Source organism: Paenibacillus borealis, from assembly GCF_000758665.1.
In the GTDB taxonomy this organism is placed as follows: Bacteria; Bacillota; Bacilli; order Paenibacillales; family Paenibacillaceae; genus Paenibacillus_AQ; species Paenibacillus_AQ borealis.
In genome coordinates this window covers 149595-175896 of record NZ_CP009285.1, presented here as the reverse complement: position 1 = coordinate 175896, position 26302 = coordinate 149595, and the positions used below count along the sequence as shown (strand labels likewise).

27 protein-coding genes and 1 tRNA gene are annotated in these 26302 nt (G+C 52.6%); 2 read left to right on the top strand and 26 right to left on the bottom strand.

Annotation, left to right across the window (positions count from 1 at the left end; all coding sequences use genetic code 11):
* Positions 1-36: 36 nt before the first annotated feature.
* Together gap and PBOR_RS00875 are read right to left on the bottom strand one after the other, a co-directional pair.
* Positions 37-1047: a type I glyceraldehyde-3-phosphate dehydrogenase gene (gap, locus tag PBOR_RS00880; protein WP_042210027.1), complete on the bottom strand. Its 1011-nt coding sequence runs from the start codon at positions 1045-1047 to the stop codon at positions 37-39.
* A gap of 116 nt (positions 1048-1163) precedes the next feature.
* On the bottom strand, positions 1164-2216 hold the full coding sequence (locus PBOR_RS00875; RefSeq protein WP_042210026.1) for a sugar-binding transcriptional regulator: 1053 nt from the start codon (positions 2214-2216) through the stop codon (positions 1164-1166).
* Positions 2217-2547: 331 nt separating this feature from the next.
* Here PBOR_RS00875 and PBOR_RS00870 point away from each other — a divergent pair.
* Positions 2548-2622, top strand: a tRNA-Arg gene (locus PBOR_RS00870).
* Between the two features lie 342 nt (positions 2623-2964).
* Entirely contained in the window at positions 2965-3561 is a 597-nt protein-coding gene (gene clpP / locus PBOR_RS00865; RefSeq protein ID WP_042132753.1) for an ATP-dependent Clp endopeptidase proteolytic subunit ClpP, read from the top strand.
* Between the two features lie 86 nt (positions 3562-3647).
* Here clpP and PBOR_RS00860 read toward each other — a convergent pair whose 3' ends face one another.
* The 24 genes from PBOR_RS00860 to PBOR_RS00745 form a co-directional block, all read right to left on the bottom strand.
* A complete protein-coding gene (locus tag PBOR_RS00860; RefSeq protein ID WP_042210025.1) occupies positions 3648-4286 on the bottom strand; it encodes a GDSL-type esterase/lipase family protein in 639 nt (212 codons plus the stop codon).
* A 174-nt stretch (positions 4287-4460) separates the two neighbouring features.
* On the bottom strand, positions 4461-5567 hold the full coding sequence (locus tag PBOR_RS00855; protein ID WP_052429272.1) for a DUF3298 and DUF4163 domain-containing protein: 1107 nt from the start codon (positions 5565-5567) through the stop codon (positions 4461-4463).
* A 253-nt stretch (positions 5568-5820) separates the two neighbouring features.
* The gene (locus PBOR_RS00850; RefSeq protein ID WP_042210024.1) at positions 5821-6579 is read right to left on the bottom strand and encodes an SIMPL domain-containing protein; all 759 of its coding nucleotides are present in this window, start codon (positions 6577-6579) and stop codon (positions 5821-5823) included.
* A 95-nt stretch (positions 6580-6674) separates the two neighbouring features.
* Positions 6675-7211 carry a GNAT family N-acetyltransferase gene (locus PBOR_RS00845; RefSeq protein ID WP_042210023.1) on the bottom strand — a complete coding sequence of 179 codons (537 nt, stop codon included), beginning with the start codon at positions 7209-7211 and terminating at the stop codon, positions 6675-6677.
* A gap of 74 nt (positions 7212-7285) precedes the next feature.
* On the bottom strand, positions 7286-7555 hold the full coding sequence (locus PBOR_RS00840; RefSeq protein ID WP_036651317.1) for an HPr family phosphocarrier protein: 270 nt from the start codon (positions 7553-7555) through the stop codon (positions 7286-7288).
* A gap of 97 nt (positions 7556-7652) precedes the next feature.
* Complete coding sequence (gene whiA / locus PBOR_RS00835) at positions 7653-8582, bottom strand: DNA-binding protein WhiA (RefSeq protein WP_039302402.1); 930 nt, start codon at positions 8580-8582, stop codon at positions 7653-7655.
* A 19-nt stretch (positions 8583-8601) separates the two neighbouring features.
* The gene (locus PBOR_RS00830) at positions 8602-9543 is read right to left on the bottom strand and encodes a gluconeogenesis factor YvcK family protein (protein WP_047013872.1); all 942 of its coding nucleotides are present in this window, start codon (positions 9541-9543) and stop codon (positions 8602-8604) included.
* A gap of 57 nt (positions 9544-9600) precedes the next feature.
* Positions 9601-10500, bottom strand: coding sequence for an RNase adapter RapZ (gene rapZ, locus PBOR_RS00825; protein WP_042210021.1), 900 nt, complete (start codon positions 10498-10500; stop codon positions 9601-9603).
* A 46-nt stretch (positions 10501-10546) separates the two neighbouring features.
* On the bottom strand, positions 10547-11497 hold the full coding sequence (locus tag PBOR_RS00820; protein WP_042210020.1) for an ROK family glucokinase: 951 nt from the start codon (positions 11495-11497) through the stop codon (positions 10547-10549).
* Between the two features lie 189 nt (positions 11498-11686).
* Positions 11687-12946, bottom strand: coding sequence for a DUF438 domain-containing protein (locus tag PBOR_RS00815; protein WP_042210019.1), 1260 nt, complete (start codon positions 12944-12946; stop codon positions 11687-11689).
* Positions 12947-12960: 14 nt separating this feature from the next.
* Complete coding sequence (locus tag PBOR_RS00810) at positions 12961-13188, bottom strand: DUF1858 domain-containing protein (protein WP_042210018.1); 228 nt, start codon at positions 13186-13188, stop codon at positions 12961-12963.
* A 223-nt stretch (positions 13189-13411) separates the two neighbouring features.
* Complete coding sequence (locus PBOR_RS00805; protein WP_042210017.1) at positions 13412-14209, bottom strand: class I SAM-dependent methyltransferase; 798 nt, start codon at positions 14207-14209, stop codon at positions 13412-13414.
* A gap of 160 nt (positions 14210-14369) precedes the next feature.
* Positions 14370-15323, bottom strand: a complete 954-nt coding sequence (gene trxB, locus PBOR_RS00800) for a thioredoxin-disulfide reductase (RefSeq protein WP_039302384.1) — start codon at positions 15321-15323, stop codon at positions 14370-14372.
* 46 nt (positions 15324-15369) lie between these two features.
* On the bottom strand, positions 15370-17118 hold the full coding sequence (locus tag PBOR_RS00795) for a tetratricopeptide repeat protein (RefSeq protein ID WP_042210016.1): 1749 nt from the start codon (positions 17116-17118) through the stop codon (positions 15370-15372).
* 245 nt (positions 17119-17363) lie between these two features.
* Positions 17364-18311, bottom strand: a complete 948-nt coding sequence (locus PBOR_RS00790) for a ribose-phosphate diphosphokinase (RefSeq protein WP_039302378.1) — start codon at positions 18309-18311, stop codon at positions 17364-17366.
* 22 nt (positions 18312-18333) lie between these two features.
* The gene (gene hisJ, locus PBOR_RS00785) at positions 18334-19161 is read right to left on the bottom strand and encodes a histidinol-phosphatase HisJ (protein ID WP_042210015.1); all 828 of its coding nucleotides are present in this window, start codon (positions 19159-19161) and stop codon (positions 18334-18336) included.
* A 16-nt stretch (positions 19162-19177) separates the two neighbouring features.
* Positions 19178-19894 (bottom strand): bifunctional phosphoribosyl-AMP cyclohydrolase/phosphoribosyl-ATP diphosphatase HisIE, encoded by a 717-nt coding sequence (hisIE, locus tag PBOR_RS00780; protein ID WP_042210014.1) that lies wholly within the window; start codon positions 19892-19894, stop codon positions 19178-19180.
* Positions 19891-20649 carry an imidazole glycerol phosphate synthase subunit HisF gene (gene hisF, locus PBOR_RS00775; protein WP_042210013.1) on the bottom strand — a complete coding sequence of 253 codons (759 nt, stop codon included), beginning with the start codon at positions 20647-20649 and terminating at the stop codon, positions 19891-19893. The genes hisIE and hisF overlap by 4 nt, the downstream gene beginning before the upstream one ends.
* Positions 20650-20692: 43 nt before the next feature.
* Positions 20693-21442, bottom strand: a complete 750-nt coding sequence (gene hisA / locus PBOR_RS00770) for a 1-(5-phosphoribosyl)-5-[(5-phosphoribosylamino)methylideneamino]imidazole-4-carboxamide isomerase (protein WP_042210012.1) — start codon at positions 21440-21442, stop codon at positions 20693-20695.
* Between the two features lie 54 nt (positions 21443-21496).
* Entirely contained in the window at positions 21497-22114 is a 618-nt protein-coding gene (gene hisH / locus PBOR_RS00765) for an imidazole glycerol phosphate synthase subunit HisH (protein WP_042210011.1), read from the bottom strand.
* A 1-nt stretch (position 22115) separates the two neighbouring features.
* Positions 22116-22727, bottom strand: a complete 612-nt coding sequence (gene hisB, locus PBOR_RS00760; RefSeq protein ID WP_042210010.1) for an imidazoleglycerol-phosphate dehydratase HisB — start codon at positions 22725-22727, stop codon at positions 22116-22118.
* Positions 22714-24024 carry a histidinol dehydrogenase gene (gene hisD / locus PBOR_RS00755; RefSeq protein WP_042210009.1) on the bottom strand — a complete coding sequence of 437 codons (1311 nt, stop codon included), beginning with the start codon at positions 24022-24024 and terminating at the stop codon, positions 22714-22716. Before hisD ends, hisB begins: the two co-directional genes overlap by 14 nt.
* A gap of 88 nt (positions 24025-24112) precedes the next feature.
* Positions 24113-24760: an ATP phosphoribosyltransferase gene (gene hisG / locus PBOR_RS00750; RefSeq protein WP_042218739.1), complete on the bottom strand. Its 648-nt coding sequence runs from the start codon at positions 24758-24760 to the stop codon at positions 24113-24115.
* A gap of 158 nt (positions 24761-24918) precedes the next feature.
* Complete coding sequence (locus PBOR_RS00745) at positions 24919-26136, bottom strand: ATP phosphoribosyltransferase regulatory subunit (RefSeq protein ID WP_042210008.1); 1218 nt, start codon at positions 26134-26136, stop codon at positions 24919-24921.
* Positions 26137-26302: the final 166 nt, after the last annotated feature.

Sequence of the window (26302 nt, the reverse complement as noted above, 5' to 3'; positions counted from 1 at the left end):
TTTCCGCTCTATTGTACTGCTTATATAAAATCGGTCTTATTGAGCAAGTTTAGCGAACTTCTCCAAAGTACGAACGAGTTGTGCAGTGTAGGACATTTCATTGTCATACCAAGCAACAGTTTTAACCAGTTGTTTGTCGCCAACAGTCAGGACTTTAGTTTGTGTAGCATCGAACAGGGAACCGAAAGTCATACCCTTGATGTCGGAAGATACGATTTCATCTTCAGTGTAGCCGTAAGTTTCTGGATCGGAAGCTTCTTTCATGGCTGCGTTGATTTCTTCAACAGTTACGCTCTTATCCAGAACAGTAACCAGCTCAGTCAGGGAACCAGTAGCTACAGGCACACGTTGTGCTGCGCCGTCAAGTTTACCTTTAAGTTCCGGAATTACCAGGCCGATTGCTTTAGCAGCACCGGTAGTGTTAGGGATGATGTTCTCAGCAGCAGCGCGGGCACGTCTGAAGTCGCCTTTAGCGTGTGGAGCATCAAGAGTGTTCTGGTCGCCAGTGTAAGCGTGGATAGTAGTCATCAGGCCTTCAATGATACCGAACTTGTCGTTCAGGACTTTGGCCATTGGAGCCAGACAGTTAGTTGTGCAAGATGCGCCGGAGATAACTGTTTCAGTGCCATCAAGGATGTCATCGTTTACGTTGTAAACAACAGTTTTCATGTCGCCTGTAGCTGGAGCGGAAATAACTACTTTCTTAGCTCCGCCTTTAAGGTGCTTCTCAGCGGCTTCTTTAGTTGTGAAGAAACCTGTGCATTCCAGAACGATATCAACGCCAAGCTCTCCCCAAGGAAGTTCTTCAGGGTTGCGGTTTGCCAGAACCTTAACATCTTTACCGTTAACTTTGAAGAAGCCGTCATGCACTTCAACATCGCCTTGGAATTTACCTTGAGTTGTATCATATTTAAGCAAATGAGCAAGCATCTTAGCGTCAGTCAAGTCGTTGATTGCTACCACTTCGATACCTTCTACATTTTGAATACGGCGGAATGCAAGGCGTCCAATACGTCCAAAACCGTTAATACCAACTTTTACACTCATTGAATAGTTCCTCCTAGATTTCGTTTTATTTATTCAAGACAGGCCGTGAGGCTCGTCAAGACAACAATGTTAAGTATAATGCATAATCAGTCCGCGCGCGCCCCATAAAATGGGATCTATAGAACTTGCTGCAACTGTTTGTCGATTTCTCTGCCGATTTCGACAGCAGCCGCCTCGTCTGTTACGAGAATATCCTCTTGCCCGAACCGCAGCATCGCATGAATGGCCTTCGCCTTGCGTTTGCCTCCGGCAATACCGATGACGATTTCTGTACGGATAATGTCTTCCAGACGCAGCCCCATGGTTAACATGGTATGCACCACTTCGCCATTCTCGTTGAAATAATAACCGAACGATTCGGCTACTGCACCCTCGCCCTGAATCTCTGAGATTGTACCGGAGTCCAGCTTACGGCGGTGGGTCATTTCAATGGCATCACCAATTCCATGCACAATAATACGCGATCTGCGGATAATCTGTACAATCTCTCCAATATTGGAGTCCAGCGCAAGCGACTGATAGGCATCGCCGCTGAGCAGATCAGGCACATGGAGCAGACGGTAATTGGCACCAATCCGTTTGGCCATAGTCGAAGCAATGGTGTTGGCCTGAATTTCCATACTCTCTCCCAGTCCCCCGCGCGCCGGAACGACCCAGGCGTTCTTATAGGAAAGGGATAGCGGCGGGGTCAACTGATCGGCCATTTCGGCCAGGGTCGATCCGCCTGTGACGGCAATCGTGTCATCACTGCGCAGTACACTGAGCAGTGCCTTCGAACCTGCACGCCCCAGTTCACGCTTGGTGAACAGCGAGGTCTCGCAGTCGCCAGGTACAACAATTACTTTACTGAGACCGTACGTTGTACGAATTTTCTCTTCCAGATCATCCAGGCCGAAGAGGCTCTTGGCGATCGGCTCCAGCAGGTCAAGCAGTCTGCGCCCGGCATCGCTAATGCGCATGCCGACGCTCTCGATCTCAATGAGCCCTTGCGATTTCAGAAGATCCGTCTCGGCGCGCAGCACCCGCTCGGTCATATCAAGCGAGGCGGCAAGCGTTCTGCGCCCAATAATATCGGACAGCATGATCTGATGTAGAATCGTATACCGTCTCTTAAGGGTTTCCATGAGATCAGGCAGAAGCTGCTTTTGGATTTCCAATAAATTACGCATGCTTTCACTCCTGCAACTTCGTCTTTCTCTTTTCCCTCGTTCATGGTCTCAAAATGTCCCGGGTTAACTTTTTAAGTCCCACCCATATTCTACCCAAAACTGACGCAGAGTGCAAGTGTTCCGAGACTATAATTCTCAGACCGGTTTCATCTTATACATCTTCCGGTCTGTGAGAAGTGACCACGCCCTTAAGCGCATGCCTGAAAACCTCCATTCACCTGACTATCAGGTGGGAAGCTCTCATCTGCCCGGGAGCCGGAAAAACTATTTTTTGCACGACTGGTTTTACACGTTGCTTTTATACGATATGTGTATTATAATAATTTCTGTTGCGCCCGTGGTCCAATGGATATGACGTAGGCCTCCGAAGCCTGAGATCCAAGTTCGATTCTTGGCGGGCGCGCCATCATTTACAATTTAACCAAATAAATATATTCGACCCGCAGAATGGAAATTTCCTTTTTGCGGGTCTTTTTCATGCTACATAGATTAGACGCATAGTTTAATGCAGGAATGGCCCCCGACTTCATCTTGTTTATTTCCAAATTACCACAAACGCAGGAAATTTAAGTCCATGCTCCTAGCCGTCCAGCAGGGAGGTTGAGCAAACTCGGCCGGTCCCAAAATCTTTTTTCACTGCAGGTTTGACTTTCTTTGACTTTTTGTTTGAATTTGTTTATCATGTGGTTAATACGGTAACAGTAAAAATGAACACATTCGAAGCACCAATTTCAAGGAGGTTTTCCACGTGAGTTATATTCCTATGGTAGTAGAACAGAGCAACCGCGGTGAGCGCGCTTATGACATCTATTCCCGCCTGCTGAAGGACCGCATCATTTTCCTTGGAACGGAGGTTAATGACGTGGTGGCCAATTCCATCATCGCACAAATGCTGTTCCTGGCTGCCGAGGATCCGGATAAGGATATTCACCTGTATGTGAACAGCCCTGGCGGTTCCATTACAGCGGGTATGGCTATATTTGATACAATGCAGTACATTAAACCGGATGTGTCCACCATCTGTGTAGGGATGGCCGCTTCCATGGGAGCCTTCCTGCTTAACGCCGGCGCCAAGGGCAAGCGCTTTGCCTTGCCGAACAGCGAAATTATGATTCACCAGCCGCTCGGCGGTGCACAGGGTCAGGCTTCGGATATCGAAATCCGCGCCCGCCGCATCATCAAGCTGCGTGAGAAGCTGAACCGCATTCTGTCCGAACGTACCGGTCAGCCGATCGAGAAGATCGAGAAGGATACAGACCGCGACTACTTCATGAGTGCTGCCGATGCAGCTGAATATGGCATTGTCGATAAAGTCATTGAGAAGACATTGCCGACAGGCGTTTAAATTCTATACTTTACCACCAAATAAAGAGGCTGCCACGGACCTACAGGTCTGCGGCAGCCTCTTTATTTGGCGTATATGCTGATGATTCACCTCAAACTTCCATATCCCAGGGCATCCAGCTTACCGGCGATTACCCGGTAGCCCCTGCCGTTCGGATGGATATGATCCAGGAACAGCAGCCCCCGCTCATTGCCGGCAAATTCATGATAAATGGAAGCAAATCCTACGGCATAACTGCTGTAGCCTGCCGCATAGCGGTTGAACTGCCTTACCCATTCTGTAGCCTCATCCACCTGCGGATACGGATTATAGAGACCTACAATCCGGATAATATAGGGACTGCGCGTACCCGTCTTCAGCTGTGACAGAGTACTCATAATATCGCTGAAATTCCGTTTGCAGTCCCGGAGCGCTTTTTGCAGATATCCATTCAGCTCACCCGGCCTTCCCGCTGCGGCTTTGGCGGCCTTAATCAGATCATTGCCGCCGATAGAGACGGTGATGATCTCCGCATCCTTAACCGCAGAACGAAAACCGCCATCTGTCTTAAGGCGCTGCTCCAGCCCCGCTGTTGTCAGACCGTTCACTCCCAGATTCGCTGAAGCAACCGGAGTCTGCAGCCGCCCTTCCGCCATCCGGCGGTAGACGGGAACAAATCCGTTCCCGGGCAGCGCCCCGAATCCGGTCGTTAATGAATCTCCAATGGCCGTATACTGATAGACCATATCCTTCCCTCCCCGCTATAAGCTGCCTGCTTTCTTTAGCTTATGACTGCCCGGGGGATGTGGTAACGGCAAGGCGGCCTTAATAGGCACGCAAATGAAATCATGCCCTTACGTCTCCCGGAGGAAACACAAGGGCATGATAGATGGAACTGCCGGAACTGTGAGCCTAATAGGTTATTTCAATGCTGTGAACGGACTGCTTCCGTCCGGCAGCAGCTCCTTGAAGCTGAAGATTACCTCCGGGAAGCCTGTAGCGTATGCAGTATACTCATATTGCTGGAAGAAGAGCACGACCTTGCCCTCTTTCAGATAGAAGTATTTCTCTGTATTCAGGCCTGTGAATCCTCCCAGATAACCTCCGTTTGCCTTGATTTCAGTAGATACCTTGGCATTCAGCTGTTTCTTGTAGTTAGGATTAGCCTTGAACAAATCCCCCAGCAGCAGGCGTTTGCCGTCCTTAAGTGAGAAGGTAAAGGCATTGCGGATAGTCGATCCATGTGCACCGCCGGTGTACCCGTATTGATTCGTGATCAGACTGAGCACGCCGTCCTGATTATAAGTGACCACATAACCGCCTTCGAATTCATACGGACGGTCGTCCTCGGATTTAAGGGAGATTTGATCTTCGGCGTAAGCCGCGTATTTCTGAATCGTCTGTTTGATTGTATCATTGATTGCCTTCTCAGCCTCGCTACTTGCAAGACCGCTGACCTGTGGATAATCCAGCTTGATTGGTGCATCTTTATGGTCCTTAACATAGCTCTCAGTCTTTATAGTTACCGCATTTTGCGTTCTCTTCATCACATTGAGCCGTCCCGTAGCGGCACTCCAGTCACCCTTGTAGCCTAAGTAATCGCTGAGCAGGTCAAACGAAACATAGAAGCGGTTATCCATATTCTTCACTTCATATTCGCCGATAAAATAATTGTTCACTTTAATCGTAGTATAGTATTCAGTAACCGTCAGTTTAGTTTTTGTAGTACCTGTACCGATGGTATACGTCTTCTCTGCTTTATCATAAGATAGCGGCATCCCCAGCGCATCGCGCATAAACGTTACCGGAATCCATACCTTTCCGTCCTGGAAAAGCCCCTTCTGCGCTGCAATCTTGCCGTTTACCTTCAGTACTACCGGGGAGGATGCAGCCTTCACCTGAGCAGCTGCTGGAGCTGCCTGAGTTATACCTGCTGGTATTGCGGCTCCACCGAGCAGCATTCCCGCTGCAATCATTCCTGCGCCCCATTTGCGGGCGTATTTCTTCAAAGTATCATTCATTTTCATTGTTGTTCTTCCCCTTCCGCTGGTACGATGATAGTTACGTGATGTGTTCCCTCAGCTTCACTCTTCCTATTATAGTGATAAGAAGATCGGCGGATGTTACAATGCGCTTTACAGTTTCTTAAGGATTTAAGAGTCATTCTATCAACCTTATTACATTTATTTAAACAATTTGAGAGATTTCAACGAAACTTTCTCCTAAAAAAGGCGCCCGCCCTGCCATAAACAGCAGAGCAAGCGCCTCTTCGCGGTCACTTTATTTCAATTCATAGGTTACGCTCAGCTGAGTGGTTACTTTAACTTCTCCGGGTTCAACGGAACTTCCGGCAGCTGAATCTGCTGAAGTATTAGCCATTTTAGCAGATTCCATATAGATAACCGGGTTATTCCCGTCATCGCTCTGAATGACCGTCACCACCTGGCCGAGTCCGCGTTTCGCCGCTTTAGCAATCGCTGCCGCTTTTACATCTGCATTCAGCATTGCTTTTTCGATAACCTGTGCTTCAAAGGCTGATGGATCTTCGATCGCAAAGCTTGCATTACCGATATTATTCGCGCCTGCCGTAGATGCGGCATCCAGTAATTGTCCGACCTTAGTCAGATCACGGTAGGAAATCTTCAGGGTATGCTGGGCATTATAGCCTTTAACCTGCTGGCCTTCCTTCTCGTTATAGACGTAATTAGGCTGTACATAGAACTGGGTGCTCTGAATATCCTTGTCCGCAATTCCCCAGGTTGTTTTGAATAATGCAGTCAGCTTCGCAATCTTGGCTGCGGTACCCTTCTGCGCCTCTTGCGCAGTATCGGCCGTGGTAGTTACCCCGATGGAGAGATAAACGATATCCGGTTTGATTGCAAGTTCGCCTTTACCGACTACGTTCACAATATTCTTCTGCACCTCGTCGGCAGCGTAAGCCTTTTCAGGACCTTTTAGCACTCCGCTCAGCCCCATTCCTCCTATAATCAAGCTTCCTGCCAGCAGCACTGCTCCGATTGATTTGCCAAATTTAATCATGCTTGCCATCCCCTTTCGTTTCTTTAAGTGTTGGTACCCTCTAGACGGACCTGCTTGGCAAAAGTTGCATATCCTATGTACGTTATTTAAATAATTTATTTGGTCTCTATCCAGAAACGCCGGATGACATTTCCGTCCTCCTCGATATATTCGCTATCCTCTATTCCGCCATTCTTGCGGATTGTCCGTTCCGATGCTGTATTGACGGCGTCGCAGACCACGAGCGCCTTCTCTATGCCCAGTTCACCAGCTTTCAGGAGAGCCTGCTTCAGAAGTTCACTGGCATATCCCTGTCTGCGCTCCGAAGGGACCACGCCATAGCCGATATGCCCGCCTGTACGGATTAAAGTTTCCGTCAGCCGGTGTCTGATGTTCACGGCACCCACCACCCGGTCACCCGTTGTCACCAGCCAGAAGGTTGAACTGCTCACCCATCCGTCTTTGATATTCACTCCATCCGCATACTCTCGCAGAGATTGAATCATCCCGGCAAAGTCAGCAGGATCGATTTCGACCACCCAGGGAACGATCGGCTCTCCGCTGGCCTTCCACTCTTCATAAAATGCCATATATGGCTCTCTGAGCGTTTCTGTAGGCTCCACTAAAGTTACCTTACTGCCTTGGAACTGCATCTGCATATCTCCCCTTATACATAAATAATATGAAAAAAAAGCCCCTAAGGGCTTTCGGTAAGACGTTGTACCATTTATTGATTCTCGAGTTCTTCCTTACTTACAAGACTTGTCAAAGCGGTTACAGCTTGTTCCGCATCTGCGCCATCTGCGCTGATATAAATCTCCGTACCGGAACTGATCGCAAGGCTCATAATGCCCATGATACTTTTGGCGTTAACTTTTTTATCGTCTTTTTCCACGAAAATCTCCGACGAAAACTTATTAGCTTCTTGCACAAACAATGCTGCCGGCCGAGCATGGAGCCCCGTCTTCAACCGAACAACTACCGGGTGCTTTGTCATGAAACGCTTACCCCCTATTTGAGATCTGCCCAAAAATTTCACATTAATTTTATAATATTATATCATTATAACCTCTACCACACTAGAAAAAAAATAATCAGCTGCCCCGCACCTTGTCAGCCAGCTCATCGATTTTACGCAACCGGTGGTTTACGCCTGATTTACTGACGGTGCCGCCCAGCATATCGCCAACTTCCTTCAGGTTGATATCCGGATGTGCAAGTCTGATTTCCGCGACCTCGCGCAGCTTATCCGGCAGGCTTTCCAGCCCCACCTCACGCTGCAGCAGCTTGATATTCTCAATCTGGCGTACCGCGGCGCTGATCGTTTTGTTAAGATTGGCCGTTTCACAGTTGACGATCCGGTTGACGGAGTTACGCATATCGCGCATGATCCGTACATCCTCGAATTTGAACAGCGCCTGATGGGCTCCGATCAAACTTAAGAATTCGATAATCTTCTCGCCTTCCTTGATGTATAGGATGAAGCCTTTCTTGCGTTCTATGCAGCGGGCATTCAGGTGAAATTCGCCAGCCAGCTCCACGAGCGCCTTACAGTGCTCCTCATACATCGAAGCGATTTCCAGGTGATAAGAAGAACCCTCCGGATTATTCACCGAACCGCCAGCCATGAAGGCTCCGCGCAAGTAAGCACGCTTGCAGCAGTTCTTGCCGACGATTTCATCATCGATGCCATCGGTGAAGATAAAGCCTTCCGAGACAATCCGCAGATCCTTCAGGATCTCCTGAACCCGGTTTGGGATTCTTACGATATAGACGTTATTCTTCTTCAAACGCATTTTTTTACGCACGAGCAGCTCGATATGGACCTGGTAATATTTCTTAAGTAAAGAATATACCCGCCTTGCAATCGCGGCGTTCTCCGTCGAAATGTCGAGAACAACCTTTTTGCTCGAAAGCTGCACCGAACCATTCATCCGGATCAGCGCTGACATTTCCGCTTTCTCACAGCAGGGCTGGCTCTCGACCATCGTCAGCTCTTTTTTGGTAAGGGCCGCAAAAGACAAGGGGCTCACCTCTTTCATGTTAACTCTTTCTGTCAATCCAATCCTGAACAAGCTGGAAAATATGGTGGCTAAGCTTATCTGTATCATGCCTCAAATAGGTTTTGAATAATACCAGTTTGTCGGCAATCACCTTATATCCGTTGCCGTCAACGACATCGCGGTCAAGCTGCACCGGACGTGCGCCTTTCTCGGCATATTTGATCTGAACCTGCTCCGGGATCTCTCCATCGTTCACAATTACATAATCGAACAGATGCAGTCCGATATGGTCGTATACCGCCTGAAGATGATCACTGACCGTATAATTATCCGTTTCACCGGGCTGGGTCATTACATTGCATACAAATATTTTGATAGCGTCCGAAGCCACAACGGCTTCAGCCAGCTTCGGCACCAGCAGATTCGGCAGAATGCTTGTATACAGACTGCCCGGACCGAGCAGAATCGCATCCGCATTCCGGATCGCTTCCAGCGCCTCCGGCAGAGGCTCCACATCGGCAGGCTCCAGAAACACGCGTTTGATTACACCGCCGGCTTCCGGTATTTTGGATTCGCCGGTAATCAGGGTACCATCCGACATCTCGGCATGCAGCACTACAGCTTCCCCAGCAGCGGGCAGCACCCGGCCCCGGACGGCGAATAGGCGGCTAAGCTCTCTGACTGCGGTAACAAAGTCTCCGGAAATGTCCGTGAGCGCTGCCAGAATGAGATTGCCCAGGCTGTGCCCGGCGAGACCCTCTCCGGTACTGAAACGGTAGCGCATAATCTGCGCCATCAAAGGTTCTACATCGGCCATAGCCGTCAATACATTGCGGATATCTCCCGGAGGAGGCATCTGCAGCTCACTGCGCAGAATCCCGGAGCTGCCCCCGTCATCTGCCACAGTTACGATAGCCGTAATATCCAGCGGCTTCTCCTTCAACCCCCGAAGCATAACAGACAGTCCGGTGCCGCCGCCCATGACGACGATCTTCGGACGCTGTTTTTGTTCTTCAGCCACTACTCATCCCTTCTCTCGTCAATGCCGATCACGTTCGGAATCCCGATGGCTTACTGCTACCGATTCCGTCTCGCTTACCCCCAGCATTTTGCCCAGATATTCCGCAATGGCGACTGAACGGTGTTTGCCGCCCGTACACCCGATGCCGATGATAATCTGGGACTTGCCTTCTTTGCGGTATTGCGGAATAAGAAATTGAAGCATATCCAGCAGCTTGGTCAGGAACGTCTGCGTTTCAGGCCATTTCATCACATAGTCATACACATCGTTGTCTTGGCCTGTCTTGGGCCGCAGCTGATCCACATAATGCGGATTAGGCAGGAAGCGGACATCGAACACCAGGTCAGCATCAATCGGAATACCATACTTGAACCCAAACGAAGTAATGTTAACGGAGAGGGTGCTTTTTCCGAGATGGGAGAACCGTGAAATAATTTTTTCTTTAAGCTGTGCCGGCTTCATACTGCTGGTATCCAGACACAGGGTAGCTGAATTCTTCAGTTCCTCCAGCATCTGCCGCTCCATCCGGATACCGTCAAGCGGCATCCCCTTGGGAGCAAGCGGGTGATGACGCCGGCTCTCTTTGTAACGTTGTACAAGCACTGAATCTGTTGCATCCAGGAACAGGATCTCAAAGCCTATGGTCGACTCGTCCTTGATATAGGCCAGAGACTCCGACAGAGCGGTGAAGAATTCCCGCCCCCTAAGGTCGATCACGAGCGCTACCTTGGCGATTTTGCCTTTGGACTGCTCAATCAGTTCGGCGAACTTCGGGATCAGCACAGGCGGAAGATTATCGACGCAGAAGAAGCCGAGATCCTCCAGGCTCTGCACTGCAATCGTCTTGCCTGCTCCGGACATGCCTGTAATGATGATCAGGGTGGCACGACCGGGCGATGTTTGCTCGAGTTCGGTCATTACAGCGTCCCCTCCCTAAGGTTAGTATATGAATAATTCCTGCTCCTTAAGAACGCAGCAAAAGACCAGCCGCACCAATAATACCGGCATCATTGCCAAGCTCCGCAGGCACAATAGTCACTCCCGTCTGCAGAGGCGCAGGGGTCAGCTTGGCAAATACACGGCGGACTTCTTCAAACAGGATATCGCCGGCTTTGGATACGCCGCCGCCTACGATAAATACTTCCGGGTTCAGTACAGCAGCCACTGAAGCCATCGATTTGCCCAGGTAGAAGGCTGCACGGTTCACAATACGCAGCGCAACTTCATCGCCTGCCTTAGCCGCGTCAAACACTTCCTTGGCCGCAATCTTCTCCACCGTGGACAGCGTCGTACGGTCTCCGCGGGCTACTGCATCATTCGCCATGCGGATAATGCCAGTCGCAGAGGAAACGGTTTCCAAACAGCCCATGTTCCCACAGCCGCACTGGATCGCTTCCAGATCGGGAACTACGGAGATATGGCCAAGCTCTCCGGCCAGACCGGCAAATCCTTGATACACCTTGCCATTGATAATAATTCCGCCACCTACACCGGTACCCAATGTATAGCAGACGCAGTTCTCGATGCCGCGTCCTGCACCGCTCCAAGCCTCGCCCAGTGCAGCGACATTAGCGTCATTGTCTATTTTGACAGGCTTGTTCAAACGACCTTCCAGTATGGAACGGATCGGCACATCTCTAAATCCTATGTTAGGCGCAAGGATGATGATTCCTTCACGAATATTCGTAAACCCGGCAAGCCCTGCTCCCACACCGGCAAGCTGATCCCAGGAATACGGAGAGTCTTCCACAATCTGACGCACATACTTCTCGATATTATCGATGACAGCATCGACGCCGTCTGCAGTCCCTGTTGGACCTTCGTAAGTGTGCAGCAGGCTTCCCTCGGCATTGCAGATTCCAACCTTAATCGTGGTTCCACCTAAATCCACGCCAACGTAGATATTTTCAGACATGTTACAAGCCACCTTTTTCTATGCTAAAATAGTTAATCCTACGTACCCACTATAATAGAAGCCTCCCCTGCGGTCAAGGAAAGGCGATACACCCGGGTATAAGCCGGCTAACAAAAAGACTTTCTCACCACTCAGGCAAGAAAGTCCGAAATAAATCTTCTATTATCGAGGTTTCCTGTAAATCTGCCATTATTCCGACAAAATACGCTTTTGCCCCTCCAGGGCGCGGATTGGAGCAATATTCTGTGTGAACTCCAGCGTCCCCATATAGCGGCCGCCCTCATCACGTACTGCGAAGTAGCGGATATAGATGAATTTATCTTTGATCGCAATCCAGAAATCCTCAGCATCCTTAACGCCAGCCTTGAAATCAGCCAGCAGCTTCTCCACCACATGCACGCTTTGCGGCGGATGACAGTTCTGCACCGTACGGCCGATAACCGCCTTAGTCCGGGCGAAGATCCGTTCCTTGCCATGCGAGAAGTAGCGGACCACGTCGTTCTCATCAATAAAGGTCAAATCCACAGGCAGATGATTCATCATCGTCTCGAGCTGATGGAGCGACAGCAGTCCGGTCTCGAAGCGGATGAAGCCCTGAGAAGATGCAGCTTCCCCTTCTTCCTGACTCTGGGCACCTTCCGGTTCAGCGGCACGCTCCGGAATCCATTCCTGCTCCGGCGCGGTCAGGCAGAAGCCGATCTCGTCACTTTCGCGGGCGATTTTGACCCATTCATCTTCTGTCAGCTTATCGAGCGCCATCGGCAGCAGAATATTCTCTTCTTTAAAGATCATCTCGTTGACTTCCTTAATGATCTCCTCCAGTGAAGCTGCAATCTGCCCAGACTCCCCGTTATACGCGCTGAGTGCTTTCTTGGCTTCCTTAATCATATTGCGGATCCCGTCATCCACGCCCCACATTACCTTGGTTGGACCATAAATGCCGTACTTCTCTAAGTAAGGAAACAGCAGATTCTCCTTGCGGCTGTAATGCTTGTCGAGGTCGAGCAGCAGACTAAGGTCTTCCAGCAGCTTGAAGATGATCTCATCGCTGGCGTTCTTCTTGAACTTATCTGTGTGCAGCTCCAGCCGGAAGTTAACCAGCCGCTCAATTTCACGGTTCTCCAGCTTGAAGGTATGCACAGGATGCCCCGGCTGCTCTTCCGGTTTCGAGGAACGGTGAATCTGCTCGATTGAGCCTTTGAAGATGGCCGTATGCACGGAGCATAGGCGCTGCACTTCCTCTACCGGAATACCCTCCTCCGTCATCAGGGAATGCTCCATGGCGGAAATTTCCGCTACGGTCACATCGCCTACCGCTTCGGCAAAACGCGCCTTAACTTCCTCTACACTTTTACCCGCATGCAGCTCTTTGATGATCTCCTTCAGCATAGCCTGGCGGCGCGTCTGCTCCGGCACATCCACTTCACGGTTATTAATCAGTTCGCTCATTATATTCTCTCCTTCTATTCAATAATCCCGAAGCCGTGCTGCTCAAAGGCCAGCCGAACGGTTTCCAGCTCTATTCTCTTTAATTTCATGCCCTTGGATAATGTCATGAACCTGCCTGCCGTCTGCAGCATTCCAGGCTTCGTTATATCATGGAAACCCAGACCGGCCATAATATCTACGGCTTCCGGGTGCCTGGTTACCAGCTCCAATATAGATTCATTCAGCTTCAACACCTTGCTCATGATTCTGCACACCTCGCAATTGAGAATTCTTCTCAGCAACAGCTTAGCATAGGGCAAGGGGGTGAATTGTGATTGCAGTCACTAAGTATAAAATAACCCCATTAAGTGGGGCCTTAGCTTCGATAATTACTCAGGTACCTTCCGGGGACCCCGAAACATATAAATTAGCTTTTAAGGAAAAAGCTGCCCATACGCCTTATGAGCATAGGGACAGCTAAGTAGGTTAAGTATTCGCAGAATTCAAGGCTTCGACTATAAAAAGCGTGCATATATAATTCCGTTGCAGAGTGCCGCCATTCCGGCCGATCAGCTTATGTAACCTAATACTTAATGCAGTCTGTTCCGCTTCCTTCAGCCCGATGAACCCGTTGCAGGTCCGCAGGAAGTTAATGAAGCTTACCGCATCATCCCTGCTGTCCCAAGGATACCGGTAGACCTCCGGGACTCTGAAATTTCCGCTGCCGGATAGCTCTGCTACCGTTCGCTCCACCCTCTGTTCAATCACATCCCGCTTATTAAACCAGAAGACCTCATACTCCGCACAGGCCTTGGCAATCTCTTGCTCAATCTCACTGTCCCCCTGCAAATAGAAATTCCAGAAAAGCGCGAGCCGCCCTCCCGGCTTAAGCAACCGCCCGCATTTCTTGTAGCCTTCCGGCTGCGGTACCCAATGAAAGGCCTGGGCGGAGAAGATAAGGTCGAATTCCTGCCCGGAATCATCCCAGTGCTCAAACCTGGAGGTTACGAAACGTACCTTCTTATCTTTATGCTTCTGTCTGCCCAGCTCAGCCAGCTGCGGGCCCGGTTCAATACACAGCAGCTCATAGCCGCGCTCCAGGAACAGCTCCGAGGCTTTGCCGCTGCCGGCACCGATCTCAAGTATTGCGGAATCAACAGTAAGTGAAGCATCTTCTTCGATCTGGTCAATCAGCGCGGATGGATAGCTGGGCCGGTACATATCATAGAATGCTGCTGCCTCATTGAACCGTTCACTTTCTTTGAACCAATCTTTAGTCCCCATTCCATTCACTCCCTAATATTGGATACCATTGTTACGCTGCCTTATGAGCATAGTTTCACATAAGCGGGTTGAATTAAGATAAGCCAAAAAAGCCGGCAGTCCCATTTCTGGAACTGCCGGCCTTATGCAAAAACTTTAGAAGCATACGGCCAGCGCCGTATTATTTATCGAGCGATTCGCTCCAGTCATGCACCATGGTGCCTTCCAGGAACTTCTCGGCATCCATTGCGGCCATACAGCCGGTTCCGGCTGCCGATATGGCTTGACGGTAACGCGTATCCTGCACGTCGCCGCAAGCGAATACGCCGGGAATGTTCGTCTCCGTGGTGCCGGGATTAACCACGATATAACCATTGGCATCCGTGTTAATCTGACCGCCCAGGAAGGCCGTATTAGGTGTATGTCCGATAGCGACAAATACACCGTCTGCTTCCACCAGCTCGGTAAGACCCGTCTCATTGTTAAGAACGGTGATGCCCTTAACTCCGGTATCGCCGACGGTTACTTCAAGCGGTGTGCGGTTCAATGCCCATGACACCTTGCTGTTGTCGCGGGCACGGTCCTGCATGATCTTCGAAGCGCGCAGCTCCGGACGGCGGTGAACCAGCGTTACGCTGGAAGCAAAGCGGGTCAGGAAGCTGGCTTCCTCCATCGCGGAATCGCCGCCGCCGACTACGACAATCTTCTTGTTACGGAAAAAGAATCCGTCACAGGTTGCACAGGTGCTGACCCCGCGTCCTACATTCTCCTGCTCGCCCGGGATGCCCAGGTACCTCGCCGAGGCGCCGGTGGAAATAATGACCGACTCCGCTTCCAGTACACCCATTCCGTCTACAGTCACCTTGAACGGACGCTGTGAGAAGTCAACAGATTCCACCCAGCCATTCTTGAATTCAGCACCGAAGCGTTCGGCTTGCTTACGCATGTTGTCCATCAAATCAGGACCCAGAATTCCTTCAGGGAAGCCTGGAAAGTTCTCCACTTCTGTCGTCGTTGTCAGCTGTCCTCCCGGCTGTAAGCCTTCAATTACGAGCGGGCTCAGGTTCGCGCGCGCCAGATAAATCGCGGCAGTCAGCCCGGCCGGGCCTGTTCCGATTACAATCGTTTTGTACATTACATTGGCCTCCTTACAAGTGGGTTTGTATTGTTGAAGAAATGGTTCAAATGTTGGTGGTGGACGGCGACAAGCCGCCCGTTCCCGGCAGCATGCCCGGGGTATCGCATTCGCTGTCGATCCGCCGCGCATAGCGGCTTACCATGGAGACCGATACGCCGTAACGCTGTGCCGCCTCGCGGAAGGTGACCGGACGCCCGTGCAGCCTGGCCGTCAGATATTCCAGTGCCGCACACCAGCCGCCGTCATTGCGGAATGAAGGTACATCCGGATACAGGCTGCCGATAAACTGCTTCCAGATAAACTCTGCATCCTTCTTCTGCGCAGCATCATATCTCCGGTCCATCATGGCCACCGTATGATCGATAATCCGCTGCCAGTCTTCTTTCCATTCAGGCGGTCCCTTGGGGCTGGAAGCTGTTTGCACCGGCTCTTCTTCAGGAGCTGAGGCTTCTTCCAGGTTATCACCGATCAGCCGCTGGAGGCTGAACAGCGCCGCTTCCTGCAGCCGGTCCTCCTGGAGCGGCTGATGCTCCAGCACTCCGCGCAGCACCTCGGACATCTCCTCATCCTCGATCCAGCGAAGCGCCTCGGTCACCTGCAGCTTCGTGGAGGAATCGCCGTAGCGCAGCGCCCAGAAGAATGAGGCGCGCAGTAGCGGATTGTTCCGCACTTCTTCAGTGAACTTGCCTGTATTCCCCTTCCACTGCTTAAGCTGCTCCTGGAAAGGCAATTGGTAATTATAGCTGACAGCAGGCATGGCTCTGTCTTCTGCCCGGGCCTGCTGGAGCTGGGACAGGAAGAATGCCGGCACAGCCGACTCAGGGTCCAGCTTCGCGGCCTGTCTCCAGCAGCGCAGCGCTTCAGAGTAGAGGCCGCTGTTGCTGGCCGCTGCTGCGCAGTAATGATACAGGCCGGCGTCTCCGGCGACCTCTTCATCCTTCAGCAGACGCCGGAAATGGCTGTACGCGGCAGTATGTCTGCCCAGGATGCCCATCGTAGTGGCCATTTTGAATACATGCTCCTGATGAAAAGGCACAGTGGCTTCAAGCATGCCCAGCAGGGAATCCAGCTGCTCCTTGTCACCCGCATACTGCAGGAAGATCGCCATATTGCAGAGCGCATGCAGATTGCCGGGGTCCTGCTTCAGCACCTCGTTCAAGCATTCCTTCGCTTTGGCAAACCGGCCCATATAGAAATAAGCCAGTGCCAGATTGTTGTGTGCAGCCAGAAAGTCCGGCGAAGTCTCAATGATCTCTTCCAACAGCTCTACGGCCTGGGGAAACTTGCCCTCCTCCAGCAGACTGCGGGCCCGGTCATGCTCGACCACACCCTCACGGCTGCGGATCCGCACAAGCGGAGCAGGGCGGTTCAGCTCATATTGAAGCAGCTCCATCAGCTCTTCGGATTCGGCCATGAACTCACCGCTGGCATCCTCCTCCAGATACGTGACCAGCGAACGCTCTGCCTCTTCAAAGCTTTCCATATTGGCGTAATTATTAGCCATATAGAAATGGCATTCGGTCATTGCGGGATCAATCTTCTCCAGTACATGGGTCAGAATCTCATTAGATGCTGTGTAATTACCCATCTCAGATAATATACCCGCCATGTTGCAATGATTCACCGGATTGTCCGGCTCATATTCAACAGCTTTGCGAAAATTCTTCAATGCCTTATCATATTGAAAGCGGTCAAGCGACCGTACGGCTCTTTCAAAGAAAAAATTGGCATCCAGAGTGACCGGAATGACATTACTGACCTCCGCGGTATTCTCTGAAGTTCTCTCCATCATGGAAGCAAGGCACCTCCCTTTGTAAGCTTCCCTAGCCTAACGAAAAATAGGAGAGCGGCATCAAATATATACCCATACTCCCTGTCTTAAGTGTTCTTTTCGTTTCCATTTATGGACTTGGCTGTCTTCTTCACACAGTATACCACATGTGGAAGTGAGATTCTCAACCTGGGTTGAGAGTTAAAGGGAGGAAAAAGCTTGAAAAGATGCTGCCGCAGCATCCCTATAAAAAAGAAACGCAGGGGTTATATCCCTGCGTCTCTAAACAGCTTATCTATGGAACCGCCTTCGATGATAATACGTGTGGCCTCTGCCAGCATAGGTGCAACAGAGAGCACCGAGAATCTGCTGGAATGCTCATCCGGCAGCGCAATAGAATCCGTGACGACGATTTCGTCGATATTAGGATGATCCATACGCTCCAGCGCATCTCCGGAGAATAACCCGTGCGTAGCGCAAACGATGCTGTTCCGGGCCCCGCGCTCCTTCAGCCCTTCTACCACATTGACGATCGTCGTCCCCGTATCAATAAGATCCTCAATAATAATCGGCGTTCTTCCTTCAACATCTCCGATAACATGGGTAATTACCGATTCGTTATGGGCCGGACGTTTCTTAATCATGATGGCAAACGGAGAGTCCAGCCGACTGGCCAGCTTCTCGGCCATGGAGGCGCGCCCCGCATCGGGGGATACGACGACCAGATCTGAGAGGCCTTTGATCTTCAAATAGCCGCTGATCAGATCAAGCGCGGTCAGATGATCCACCGGAATATTGAAGAATCCCTGGATAGCTGCTGCATGAAGGTCAATAGTAATTACGCGTGTGGCTCCTGCAGTAGTCAGCACATCGGCAACCATCTTGGCCGAGATCGGCTCACGCGGCGCAGATTTGCGCTCCTGCCGGGCATATCCGTAATAAGGAACGATAATATTCACTGTTCTTGCCGATGCCCGTTTAGCGGCGTCGATCATGACCAGCAATTCTACAAACAGCTCGTTAATCGGATGAGCCAGGGATTGCACCAAAAATACGTCGCAGTTCCGGATGCTCTCTTCATAATGCACATAAATCTCGCCGCTCTTGAAACGTGTCAGCTTAATCAGGCCCAGCGGTGCGCCAAGGCGCTCCGCAATATCAGCGGCCAGCTTCGGATTCGACGAACCGGAAAAAATACGTAATTGATGATGCATAGTACCCTCCTGGGATTATAATTTAAACTTCGAACGGGACGGATGTGCGGCGGCGGCCTTCGAACACAGCCAGTTCACGGAAGCCCGTGCGCCACAGCATTTCCCGCGCCTCCTGCAAGCCGTCTCCCAGCTTCAGAGGGTCATGGGCGTCCGAGCCTACGGTGAGCGGAATGCCCAGCCCAAACGCCTGCTGGAGCACATGCTCAGCCGGGAACATCTCAGCGCAAGGCTTAGTGAGCCCCGAAGCATTCAGCTCCATCGCTATTCCGCTGCGCGATATAACCTTCAGCGTGTCCAGCTCCAGTGCTCTGGCTTCGGCTTCCTCCTCCGGAGTCTGCGGCCCGTAACCGAACCGTTTGATGACATCCATATGTCCTATAATATCATATAATCCCGATAACGCCGACTTCTGCACAGCCTCATAATAACGGCGGTATACGCTCATTACATTCTGGCCCTCCCAGCCATGGGTCTGCCGGTGGTCCGTAATATCCCATTCCCCGAGGAAATGCACCGACCCGATCAGATAATCCCACGGATATGGCGATAAAAGCTCGCGGATCTGCTCTTCATATCCCTCGATATAATCCGCTTCAAGCCCTACACGCAGCTCAATCGTTCCACGGTAGCGCTCCTTCAGCGTAAGACATTCCTCAACATAACGCGGAAGCTCCGCGAGCGGCATGGCCATCTCGGGATAGTAGTTATCCGGATCTACATGGATAAGCGGCAGATGATCGGACAGTCCAAGCTGCTGCAGCCCGATCTCAATGCCGCGCTGTACATACTCTTCAAGCTTCCCTACAGCATGACCGCAGCGCTCATGGTGGGTATGGTAATCAATACGCATGCTGTACCTTCCCTCCCTAGTCCCGGCGAGGCCGTTCGTGGCGGGCGCTCAGCTCTTCCAGAATCTCATCCAGCGGAAGCTTGCGTTCCTGCAGCAGCACGAGCAGGTGATAGATCAGATCGCTGACTTCAAGGCGCAGCTCGGCATTATCTTTATTTTTGGCGGCGATGATCGTTTCGGAGGCTTCTTCGCCGACCTTCTTGAGAATCTTGTCGACGCCTTTGTCGAACAGATACGTAGTGTACGCCCCTTCCGGACGGTTCACTTCCCGCTCGGCAATCACGCGTTCCAGCTCAGCCAGTACAGCAAACCGTTCACTGTCTGCTGCTGCGGATTTAATAGCAGCCCCGGCTCCTTCAGAGGCCGGCGGTGAATCGAAAGGTATTTCGCGGAAGAAGCAGCTGTTCTCCCCGGTATGGCAGGCCGGACCTTCCGGCACGACCTTCACCAGCAGCGTATCACTGTCACAATCGTAATGGATCGAGGTGATGGCCTGGGTATTGCCCGAGGTTCCGCCCTTATGCCAGAGTTCACTGCGCGAACGGCTCCAGAACCAGGTCTGCCCGCTCTCTAGCGACAGCCGTAGTGACTCCGGATTCATATAGGCGAACATTAACACTTCCAGGGTACGGGCATCCTGCACCACTGCCGGCAGCAGACCGGCTTCATTCCAGCGGATGCCTGACAATGCCTCCTGCTGGCTCTGCGCTATGTCTTTCTTATCTTCGCTCATCGGATCTCTACCCCTCTTTGCTTAAGATCAGCCTTCAAATCATGGATGGCAATCTCTTTATAGTGAAAAATAGTTGCCGCAAGTCCGGCATCTGCCTTGCCTGCGGTAAATACATCATAGAAATGATCAATTCTCCCCGCGCCGCCGGAAGCAATCACAGGAATGCTCAGCAGATCGCAGACCGCAGCTGTCAGCTTCAGGTCGAAGCCGTCCTTCGTGCCGTCGGCATCCATGCTCGTAAGCAGGATCTCGCCGGCTCCCAGCCGCTCAGCTTCCTTGGCCCAGGTAAGCGCCCGGATACCTGTAGGCGTACGTCCGCCGTGCGTGTACACTTCCCATTCGCCCCAAGCTTCATTATATTTGGCATCCATCGCCACCACAATGCACTGGGAGCCGAAGTGCCGGGCTCCTTCGAGGATCAGCTGCGGATTATTGACGGCAGCCGTATTAATCCCGATCTTGTCCGCACCGGCGCGCAGAATCCGCTTCATGTCCTCAGGCGTCGAAATCCCGCCGCCCACTGTGAACGGAATAGCGATCTCCCCGGCGGTCTGCCGCACCACCTCGACCATCGTCGCCCGGCCTTCTACAGACGCAGAGATGTCCAGGAATACCAGCTCATCCGCACCCTCACGGTCATACAGCGCCGCCAGCTCCACCGGATCTCCGGCATCACGCAGGTTGACAAAATTAACACCCTTCACTACCCGCCCGTCCTTCACATCCAGACAGGGGATTATCCGTTTGGCTAACATCCCAAGACCCCTCCTTGTATTGCACAGGCTATATTAATTGTTGTTACAGCGATCCGGAGGACTGTCCCAGCGCCTGCAGGGCTGCAGCCAGATCAATATTGCCTGTGTAGAGCGCTTTGCCGACAATAGCCCCGCCGATCCCGCTGCCGCTATGTACGTTCAGGCGCAGCAGATCGTCCAGGCTGGTAACGCCGCCTGAGGCGATTACGGTTTTGCCGCTCGCTCCGGCCATAGACAGAATACCTTCCACATTCGGACCCTGCATCATCCCGTCACGGGAGATATCCGTATAGATGAAGGTCTCTGCGCCTTTGGCCGCCAGCTCCTTGGCCAGATCCTCAGCGCGCACCTCGGAGGTGTTCAGCCATCCATGCGTAGCCACATAGCCGTTCCGGGCGTCGATACCGATGGCAACCTTATCACCATACTTCGCGAGAACCGCTTCAGTAAAAGCATGATCATTGATCGCCGCCGTGCCGATAATGACCCGGCTGATGCCAAGACCCAGCAGCTTCTCCACATCGGCAAGCGTGCGGAGACCGCCGCCGACCTGAACGGGCACATTCGCACTCTTGGCGATAGCTCCGATGATAGCGTCATTGACCGGATGCCCGGCTTTGGCTCCGTCCAAATCGACCAGATGGATAAACTGTCCGCCCTGTTCCTCCCATGACTTAGCCACCTTAGCCGGACTGTCGTTATATATGGTTTCCTGGCTGTAGTCGCCCTGCTGCAACCTTACACATTTGCCGTCCCGGATATCAATCGCCGGATATACGATAAAAGAAGACATGTGGCGCTCCCCGCTTTCATTACAATTTGCAATCTAGTTATTCAGGCTTCACGCCTATTCTCTTGTAAGCCGCAGAAAATTCCCCAGCAGCTTGATACCAAGCTCGCCGCTCTTTTCCGGGTGGAACTGCATGCCGTATACATTGTTCCGGCCCACTACTGCCGTTACCGGATGTCCATAATCCGTGACGGCCAGCAGGTCGCTCTCTGCATCGGCAATCACATGATAGGAGTGGACGAAGTAGACATGGCCTTCCTCAAGACCGGTCAGAAGCGGACTCTCCGGCTGGCGGAAGCTCAGCTTGTTCCAGCCCATATGCGGCACCTTGTAGCCGTCACGGGGGGCGAACCGAACCCCCGATCCCGGCAGAATATCCAGGCCGTTATGCTCGCCATGCTCCTGGCTGCTGCTGAACAGCAGCTGCATCCCGAGGCATATGCCCAGCAGCGGCTGTCCGGCAGCAGCTGCCTCCTTAACCACAACGTCCAGCCCGCTCTCCCGCAGATGTTCCATCGCATCGCCGAAGGCACCGACACCCGGCAGAATCACGCTGTCTGCCGCCAGAATCTCGCCGGGATCAGCCGTCACAAGACTCGCATACCCTAAGCGCTCTACTGCCTTACTGACACTGTGCAGGTTGCCCATGCCGTAATCGACGATTGCTACAGCCATGCTACAGCACTCCCTTCGTGGAAGGCACGCCCTTCACCCGGGGATCGACCAGTGTCGCTTCATCCAGCGCCCGTCCCAGCGCCTTGAATACCGCTTCGATCATGTGATGGGTATTGGAGCCGTAATGTACAATGACATGCAGCGTAATTCTGGCTTCCAGTGCAAACTTCCAGAGGAACTCATGAACCAGCTCCGTCGAGAAGCTGCCCACCTGCTGGGAAGGATAGGTAGCCCGGTACTCAAAATGCGGGCGGTTACTGATATCAATCACTACCTGGGCCAATGCCTCATCCATAGGGACGAAGACACTCGCGTACCGCTTGATGCCTTTTTTGTCGCCCAGCGCTTCCCGCAGTGCCTGTCCCAGACAAATGCCGATGTCCTCTACGGTGTGGTGATCATCAATATCGATATCTCCCCGCGCCTGCACGTTCAGATCAAATTGTCCATGTTTCGTGAATAAATCCAGCATATGATTCAGAAAAGGCACATCGGTCTCAAGCTCCGAAACTCCGCTGCCGTCTACGGCAAAAGTCAACGCGATGTCCGTCTCGTTGGTCGTACGGCTAAGTCCGGCCTTGCGCAGCGCCAATTCGTTATTATTGTTCTCCATTACGGTCTCCACCTTTCGCTTCGTTCTCCAGCCGGATTTCTATTGCACGGGCGTGGCCTTCCAGCCCCTCCCGCCGGGCAAGCTCCATAATCGCCGCCCCGTCCCGCAGCAGCGCTTCCTTGCTGTAATAAATCAGGCTGGATTTCTTAATGAAATCATCCACGTCCACAGGCGAGGAGAACCTTGCTGTGCCGTTGGTCGGTATAATATGGTTCGGTCCGGCGAAATAATCGCCGACCGGCTCCGAGCTGTAAGGACCCAGGAAGATCGCCCCGGCGTTCTCAATCGCGCCGGTCAGCCCCATCGGGTCCGCCACCACAATCTCCAGATGCTCCGGCGCCAGCCGGTTCACCACGGAGATGCCCTCTTCGAGCGATTCCACGACGATAATCGCGCCGTAGTTGTCCACCGAGGCCCGCGCGATGGTCTCGCGCGGCAACGTCTGCAGCTGCCGTTCTACTTCGGCAGCAACGGCCTCCGCGAGACGCTGCGACGGCGTCACGAGGATCGCCGAGGCCATCTCGTCGTGCTCGGCCTGCGAGAGCAGGTCGGCCGCGACGTAGGCGGCCTCGGCGGTATCGTCGGCGAGCACGACGATCTCGCTCGGTCCGGCGATGCTGTCGATATCGACAGCGCCGTAGACCTCGCGTTTGGCCAGGGCCACGTAGATGTTCCCTGGCCCGCAGATCTTATCGACCGGCACGATGGATTCCGTGCCGAAGGCCAGGGCGGCGATCGCCTGCGCGCCGCCTACGCGGTATATCTCGTTTACGCCCGCTTCAGCGGCGGCAACGAGAATATAGGGATCAATGCCTTCCGTACCGCCGGTCGAAGGCGGTGTTACCATCACGATCTCCGGCACGCCGGCGATCTGTGCCGGAATAACGTTCATCAGCACCGAGGACGGATATGCCGCCTTGCCGCCGGGAACATAGACGCCCACCCGCTTCAGCGGGCGGATGATCTGTCCGAGGATCGTGCCGTCCGGCTGCAGATCCATCCAGGAATTGCGTTTCTGCCGCGCATGGAACGCGCGGATATTCACAGCCGCCGCGCGGATTGCCGTCACGAAGGATTCCTCTACCCGGCCATAGGCGGCCTCAAGCTCCTCCGGCGTGACCCGCAGCTGCGCAGGCGTCAGCACTGCGCCGTCGAAGCGCTCCGTATACCGGAGCAGCGCCGTATCGCCCTCTTGTTTGATACCGGCCACGATTTCACGTACGGCCTTGTTCTGCTCCGGCGTGCCGTATTCCACTTCACGCTGCAGCTTAAATTCCTTACTGGACTGGACCTTCACCGCTGCTTCCCCCTTTTACATCCATAACCTTCAATTTAGTGTTAACTGCGTAACGCTCTCCGAAGCTTATTCTTTGCCTGCAATAAATTTATCTGTTAATCTGCAGCCCCGGACCTGCAATCACTCCCTGCAGGCGGTCGCACAGCTGCTGGATCTCCTCATTCTTCATCCGGTAGCTTACCCGGTTGGCCACCAGGCGGCTCGTGATTTCGAAGATACTGGTCATTTCCACCAGCCCGTTGTCTTTCAGAGTCTGGCCAGTCTCCACCATATCCACGATCCGGTCAGCCAGCCCAATCAGCGGCGCAAGCTCGATGGAGCCGTTCAGCTTCACGACCTCCACCTGCTGGCCCTGCTCGCGGAAGTACCGTGAGGCCACGTTCGGATATTTGGTCGCTACCCGCTGCTGGATGCCCGGCTGCCAGTTCGGAAGTCCGATAATCGACATCCGGCAGCGGGCGATTCCCAGATCAAGCAGCTCGTACACATCACGGTTTTCTTCCAACAGTACATCTTTGCCGACGATACCAATATCCGCTACACCATACTCTACATATGTAGGCACATCTACCGGCTTGGCAAGAATAAACTCCATTCCGGCTTCCGGCAGTGAAATCACCAGCTTCCGTGATTCTTCCCCTTCCGGTGGAATCGGCAGTCCCGCCTTGCGGAACAGCTCTGCCGCTTTATTGTAAATCCGGCCTTTCGGCATGGCGACCTTAAGAATCTGTGCCATCATTACCCGCCTCCGTTTCAGCTTCTGCTTCTTTAATTACCCGCAGCAATCCATTCATCTCATATTTTTTTCATCTTAAATCTTGCTTCTCATATCTTGCTTCATCTTATTCTTGCTTCATCTCATATTCATCATTTCAATGAATCCCGCTGCTCCGCTCACCCATGCTCGCTGACGAACGACACGAACGTATAAATCTCGCCGTAACGCTCACCCTCCGCCTCAACGGTATCCGCATCCAGCCGCTTCACGACCTTCAGCTCTTCTGGGCCTGCCGCCAGCCGGGTTACCACAGCGTGGCCGTCATTCCGCAGCCGGGCTGCCTCGGCAAGACCTTCCTGGCGCCGCAGGGCATCATATTGGACCAGTATTGGCAGCTCTTCCTCTTCAGTCACTCCAGATACGCCGTCCAGAATACGGTTGGTCTTCAGCGAGAAGCCTGTCGACGGAATCGGACGCCCAAACTGCTGGAGCAGATTGTCGTACCGGCCGCCGCTGCATACCGGGAAGCCCAATTCAGAAGCATAACCTTCAAATGTCATGCCGGTATAGTAGGAGAAATCACCGATCATCGTCAGATCAATCAGCACATGCTGAGAGACGCCGTACGCGACAAGCACTTCCCATACCTTGCATAAATGCTCGATCGAAGCACGCGCCAGCGGATGGCTGCTAAGCTCCAGCGCCTGTCCGCAGATTTCCTTGCCGCCCCGCAACCGCAGCAGTCCGTCCAGCTCCTTCTTCTGGGCTTCAGACAACTCCAGGCGCCGCAGCGTCTCCCGGAAAGCGACATAATCACGGCCCAGCAGATGACTTTTCAGCTCTTCCTGGGCCTCCGGGAGGCCGGATACCGCCTCCTGGAACAGACCGTCGAGGAAGCCTACATGCCCTATCGCAATTTTAAAAGATTTCACTCCCGCTGCCTCCAGCGAGGCAATTGCCAGCGCAACAACCTCTGCGTCCGCCTCTGGTGAATCATCTCCGACAAGCTCTACCCCGGTCTGGAAGAATTCCGCTTCCCGTCCTGCCTCCTCTTCGATAGCACGGAAGACATTGGCATGATAGGACAGACGAAGCGGCAGCGGTTCATCCTTCAGTAATGAGGAGACCACGCGGGCAACAGGCGCTGTCATTTCCGAACGCAGCACGAGTGCCTGACCTCGGTTATTCAGTAATTTATACAACTTCTGGTCTGACGTGGAACTGGCCACACCGACCGTATCATAATATTCAAGAGTGGGAGTAATCATCTGCCGGTAACCCCAGCGGCTCATGCAGTGCAGCACATCGTTCTCAATCTTGCGCAGCTTCGTTACCGCACGCGGGAGATAATCCCGTACGCCGGCAGGTTTTTCGAATCCTTTTGGTTTGGACATCTTCACTTTTCACCTCATCAGATATCATAAGAAGTATCTTCAAATACTTTAATATGGTAAAGTGGTAGTAAACTAAAGCAGTGGTAATATCGTATCACGGACTATCCTTTTGCGTCAACAATCCGCTTCTTGTCCGCCGGTCTCGGGGGCTTGGACTATAGGCTAA

What these genes read in the sequence shown, in the direction of transcription:
- PBOR_RS00810 (WP_042210018.1), bottom strand. Translation starts at nt 13,188, where the DNA reads ATGAGCAAGGTGTTGAAGCTGAATGAATCTATATTGGAGCTGGTAACC.
- hisF (WP_042210013.1), bottom strand. Translation starts at nt 20,649, where the DNA reads ATGTTAGCCAAACGGATAATCCCCTGTCTGGATGTGAAGGACGGGCGG.
- hisIE (WP_042210014.1), bottom strand. Translation starts at nt 19,894, where the DNA reads ATGAGCGAAGATAAGAAAGACATAGCGCAGAGCCAGCAGGAGGCATTG.
- PBOR_RS00860 (WP_042210025.1), bottom strand. Translation starts at nt 4,286, where the DNA reads ATGGTCTATCAGTATACGGCCATTGGAGATTCATTAACGACCGGATTC.
- PBOR_RS00815 (WP_042210019.1), bottom strand. Translation starts at nt 12,946, where the DNA reads ATGAGCGAACTGATTAATAACCGTGAAGTGGATGTGCCGGAGCAGACG.
- PBOR_RS00805 (WP_042210017.1), bottom strand. Translation starts at nt 14,209, where the DNA reads ATGGGGACTAAAGATTGGTTCAAAGAAAGTGAACGGTTCAATGAGGCA.
- rapZ (WP_042210021.1), bottom strand. Translation starts at nt 10,500, where the DNA reads ATGACCGAACTCGAGCAAACATCGCCCGGTCGTGCCACCCTGATCATC.
- PBOR_RS00795 (WP_042210016.1), bottom strand. Translation starts at nt 17,118, where the DNA reads ATGATGGAGAGAACTTCAGAGAATACCGCGGAGGTCAGTAATGTCATT.
- PBOR_RS00745 (WP_042210008.1), bottom strand. Translation starts at nt 26,136, where the DNA reads ATGTCCAAACCAAAAGGATTCGAAAAACCTGCCGGCGTACGGGATTAT.
- hisJ (WP_042210015.1), bottom strand. Translation starts at nt 19,161, where the DNA reads ATGCGTATTGATTACCATACCCACCATGAGCGCTGCGGTCATGCTGTA.
- PBOR_RS00845 (WP_042210023.1), bottom strand. Translation starts at nt 7,211, where the DNA reads ATGCAGTTCCAAGGCAGTAAGGTAACTTTAGTGGAGCCTACAGAAACG.
- PBOR_RS00850 (WP_042210024.1), bottom strand. Translation starts at nt 6,579, where the DNA reads ATGATTAAATTTGGCAAATCAATCGGAGCAGTGCTGCTGGCAGGAAGC.
- PBOR_RS00820 (WP_042210020.1), bottom strand. Translation starts at nt 11,497, where the DNA reads ATGTCTGAAAATATCTACGTTGGCGTGGATTTAGGTGGAACCACGATT.
- PBOR_RS00840 (WP_036651317.1), bottom strand. Translation starts at nt 7,555, where the DNA reads ATGACAAAGCACCCGGTAGTTGTTCGGTTGAAGACGGGGCTCCATGCT.
- hisB (WP_042210010.1), bottom strand. Translation starts at nt 22,727, where the DNA reads ATGGAGAACAATAATAACGAATTGGCGCTGCGCAAGGCCGGACTTAGC.
- hisH (WP_042210011.1), bottom strand. Translation starts at nt 22,114, where the DNA reads ATGGCTGTAGCAATCGTCGATTACGGCATGGGCAACCTGCACAGTGTC.
- PBOR_RS00855 (WP_052429272.1), bottom strand. Translation starts at nt 5,567, where the DNA reads ATGAAAATGAATGATACTTTGAAGAAATACGCCCGCAAATGGGGCGCA.
- PBOR_RS00830 (WP_047013872.1), bottom strand. Translation starts at nt 9,543, where the DNA reads ATGGGCGGCGGCACCGGACTGTCTGTTATGCTTCGGGGGTTGAAGGAG.
- trxB (WP_039302384.1), bottom strand. Translation starts at nt 15,323, where the DNA reads ATGTACAAAACGATTGTAATCGGAACAGGCCCGGCCGGGCTGACTGCC.
- hisG (WP_042218739.1), bottom strand. Translation starts at nt 24,760, where the DNA reads ATGGCACAGATTCTTAAGGTCGCCATGCCGAAAGGCCGGATTTACAAT.
- hisA (WP_042210012.1), bottom strand. Translation starts at nt 21,442, where the DNA reads ATGTCTTCTTTTATCGTATATCCGGCGATTGATATCCGGGACGGCAAA.
- gap (WP_042210027.1), bottom strand. Translation starts at nt 1,047, where the DNA reads ATGAGTGTAAAAGTTGGTATTAACGGTTTTGGACGTATTGGACGCCTT.
- PBOR_RS00875 (WP_042210026.1), bottom strand. Translation starts at nt 2,216, where the DNA reads ATGCGTAATTTATTGGAAATCCAAAAGCAGCTTCTGCCTGATCTCATG.
- PBOR_RS00790 (WP_039302378.1), bottom strand. Translation starts at nt 18,311, where the DNA reads ATGCATCATCAATTACGTATTTTTTCCGGTTCGTCGAATCCGAAGCTG.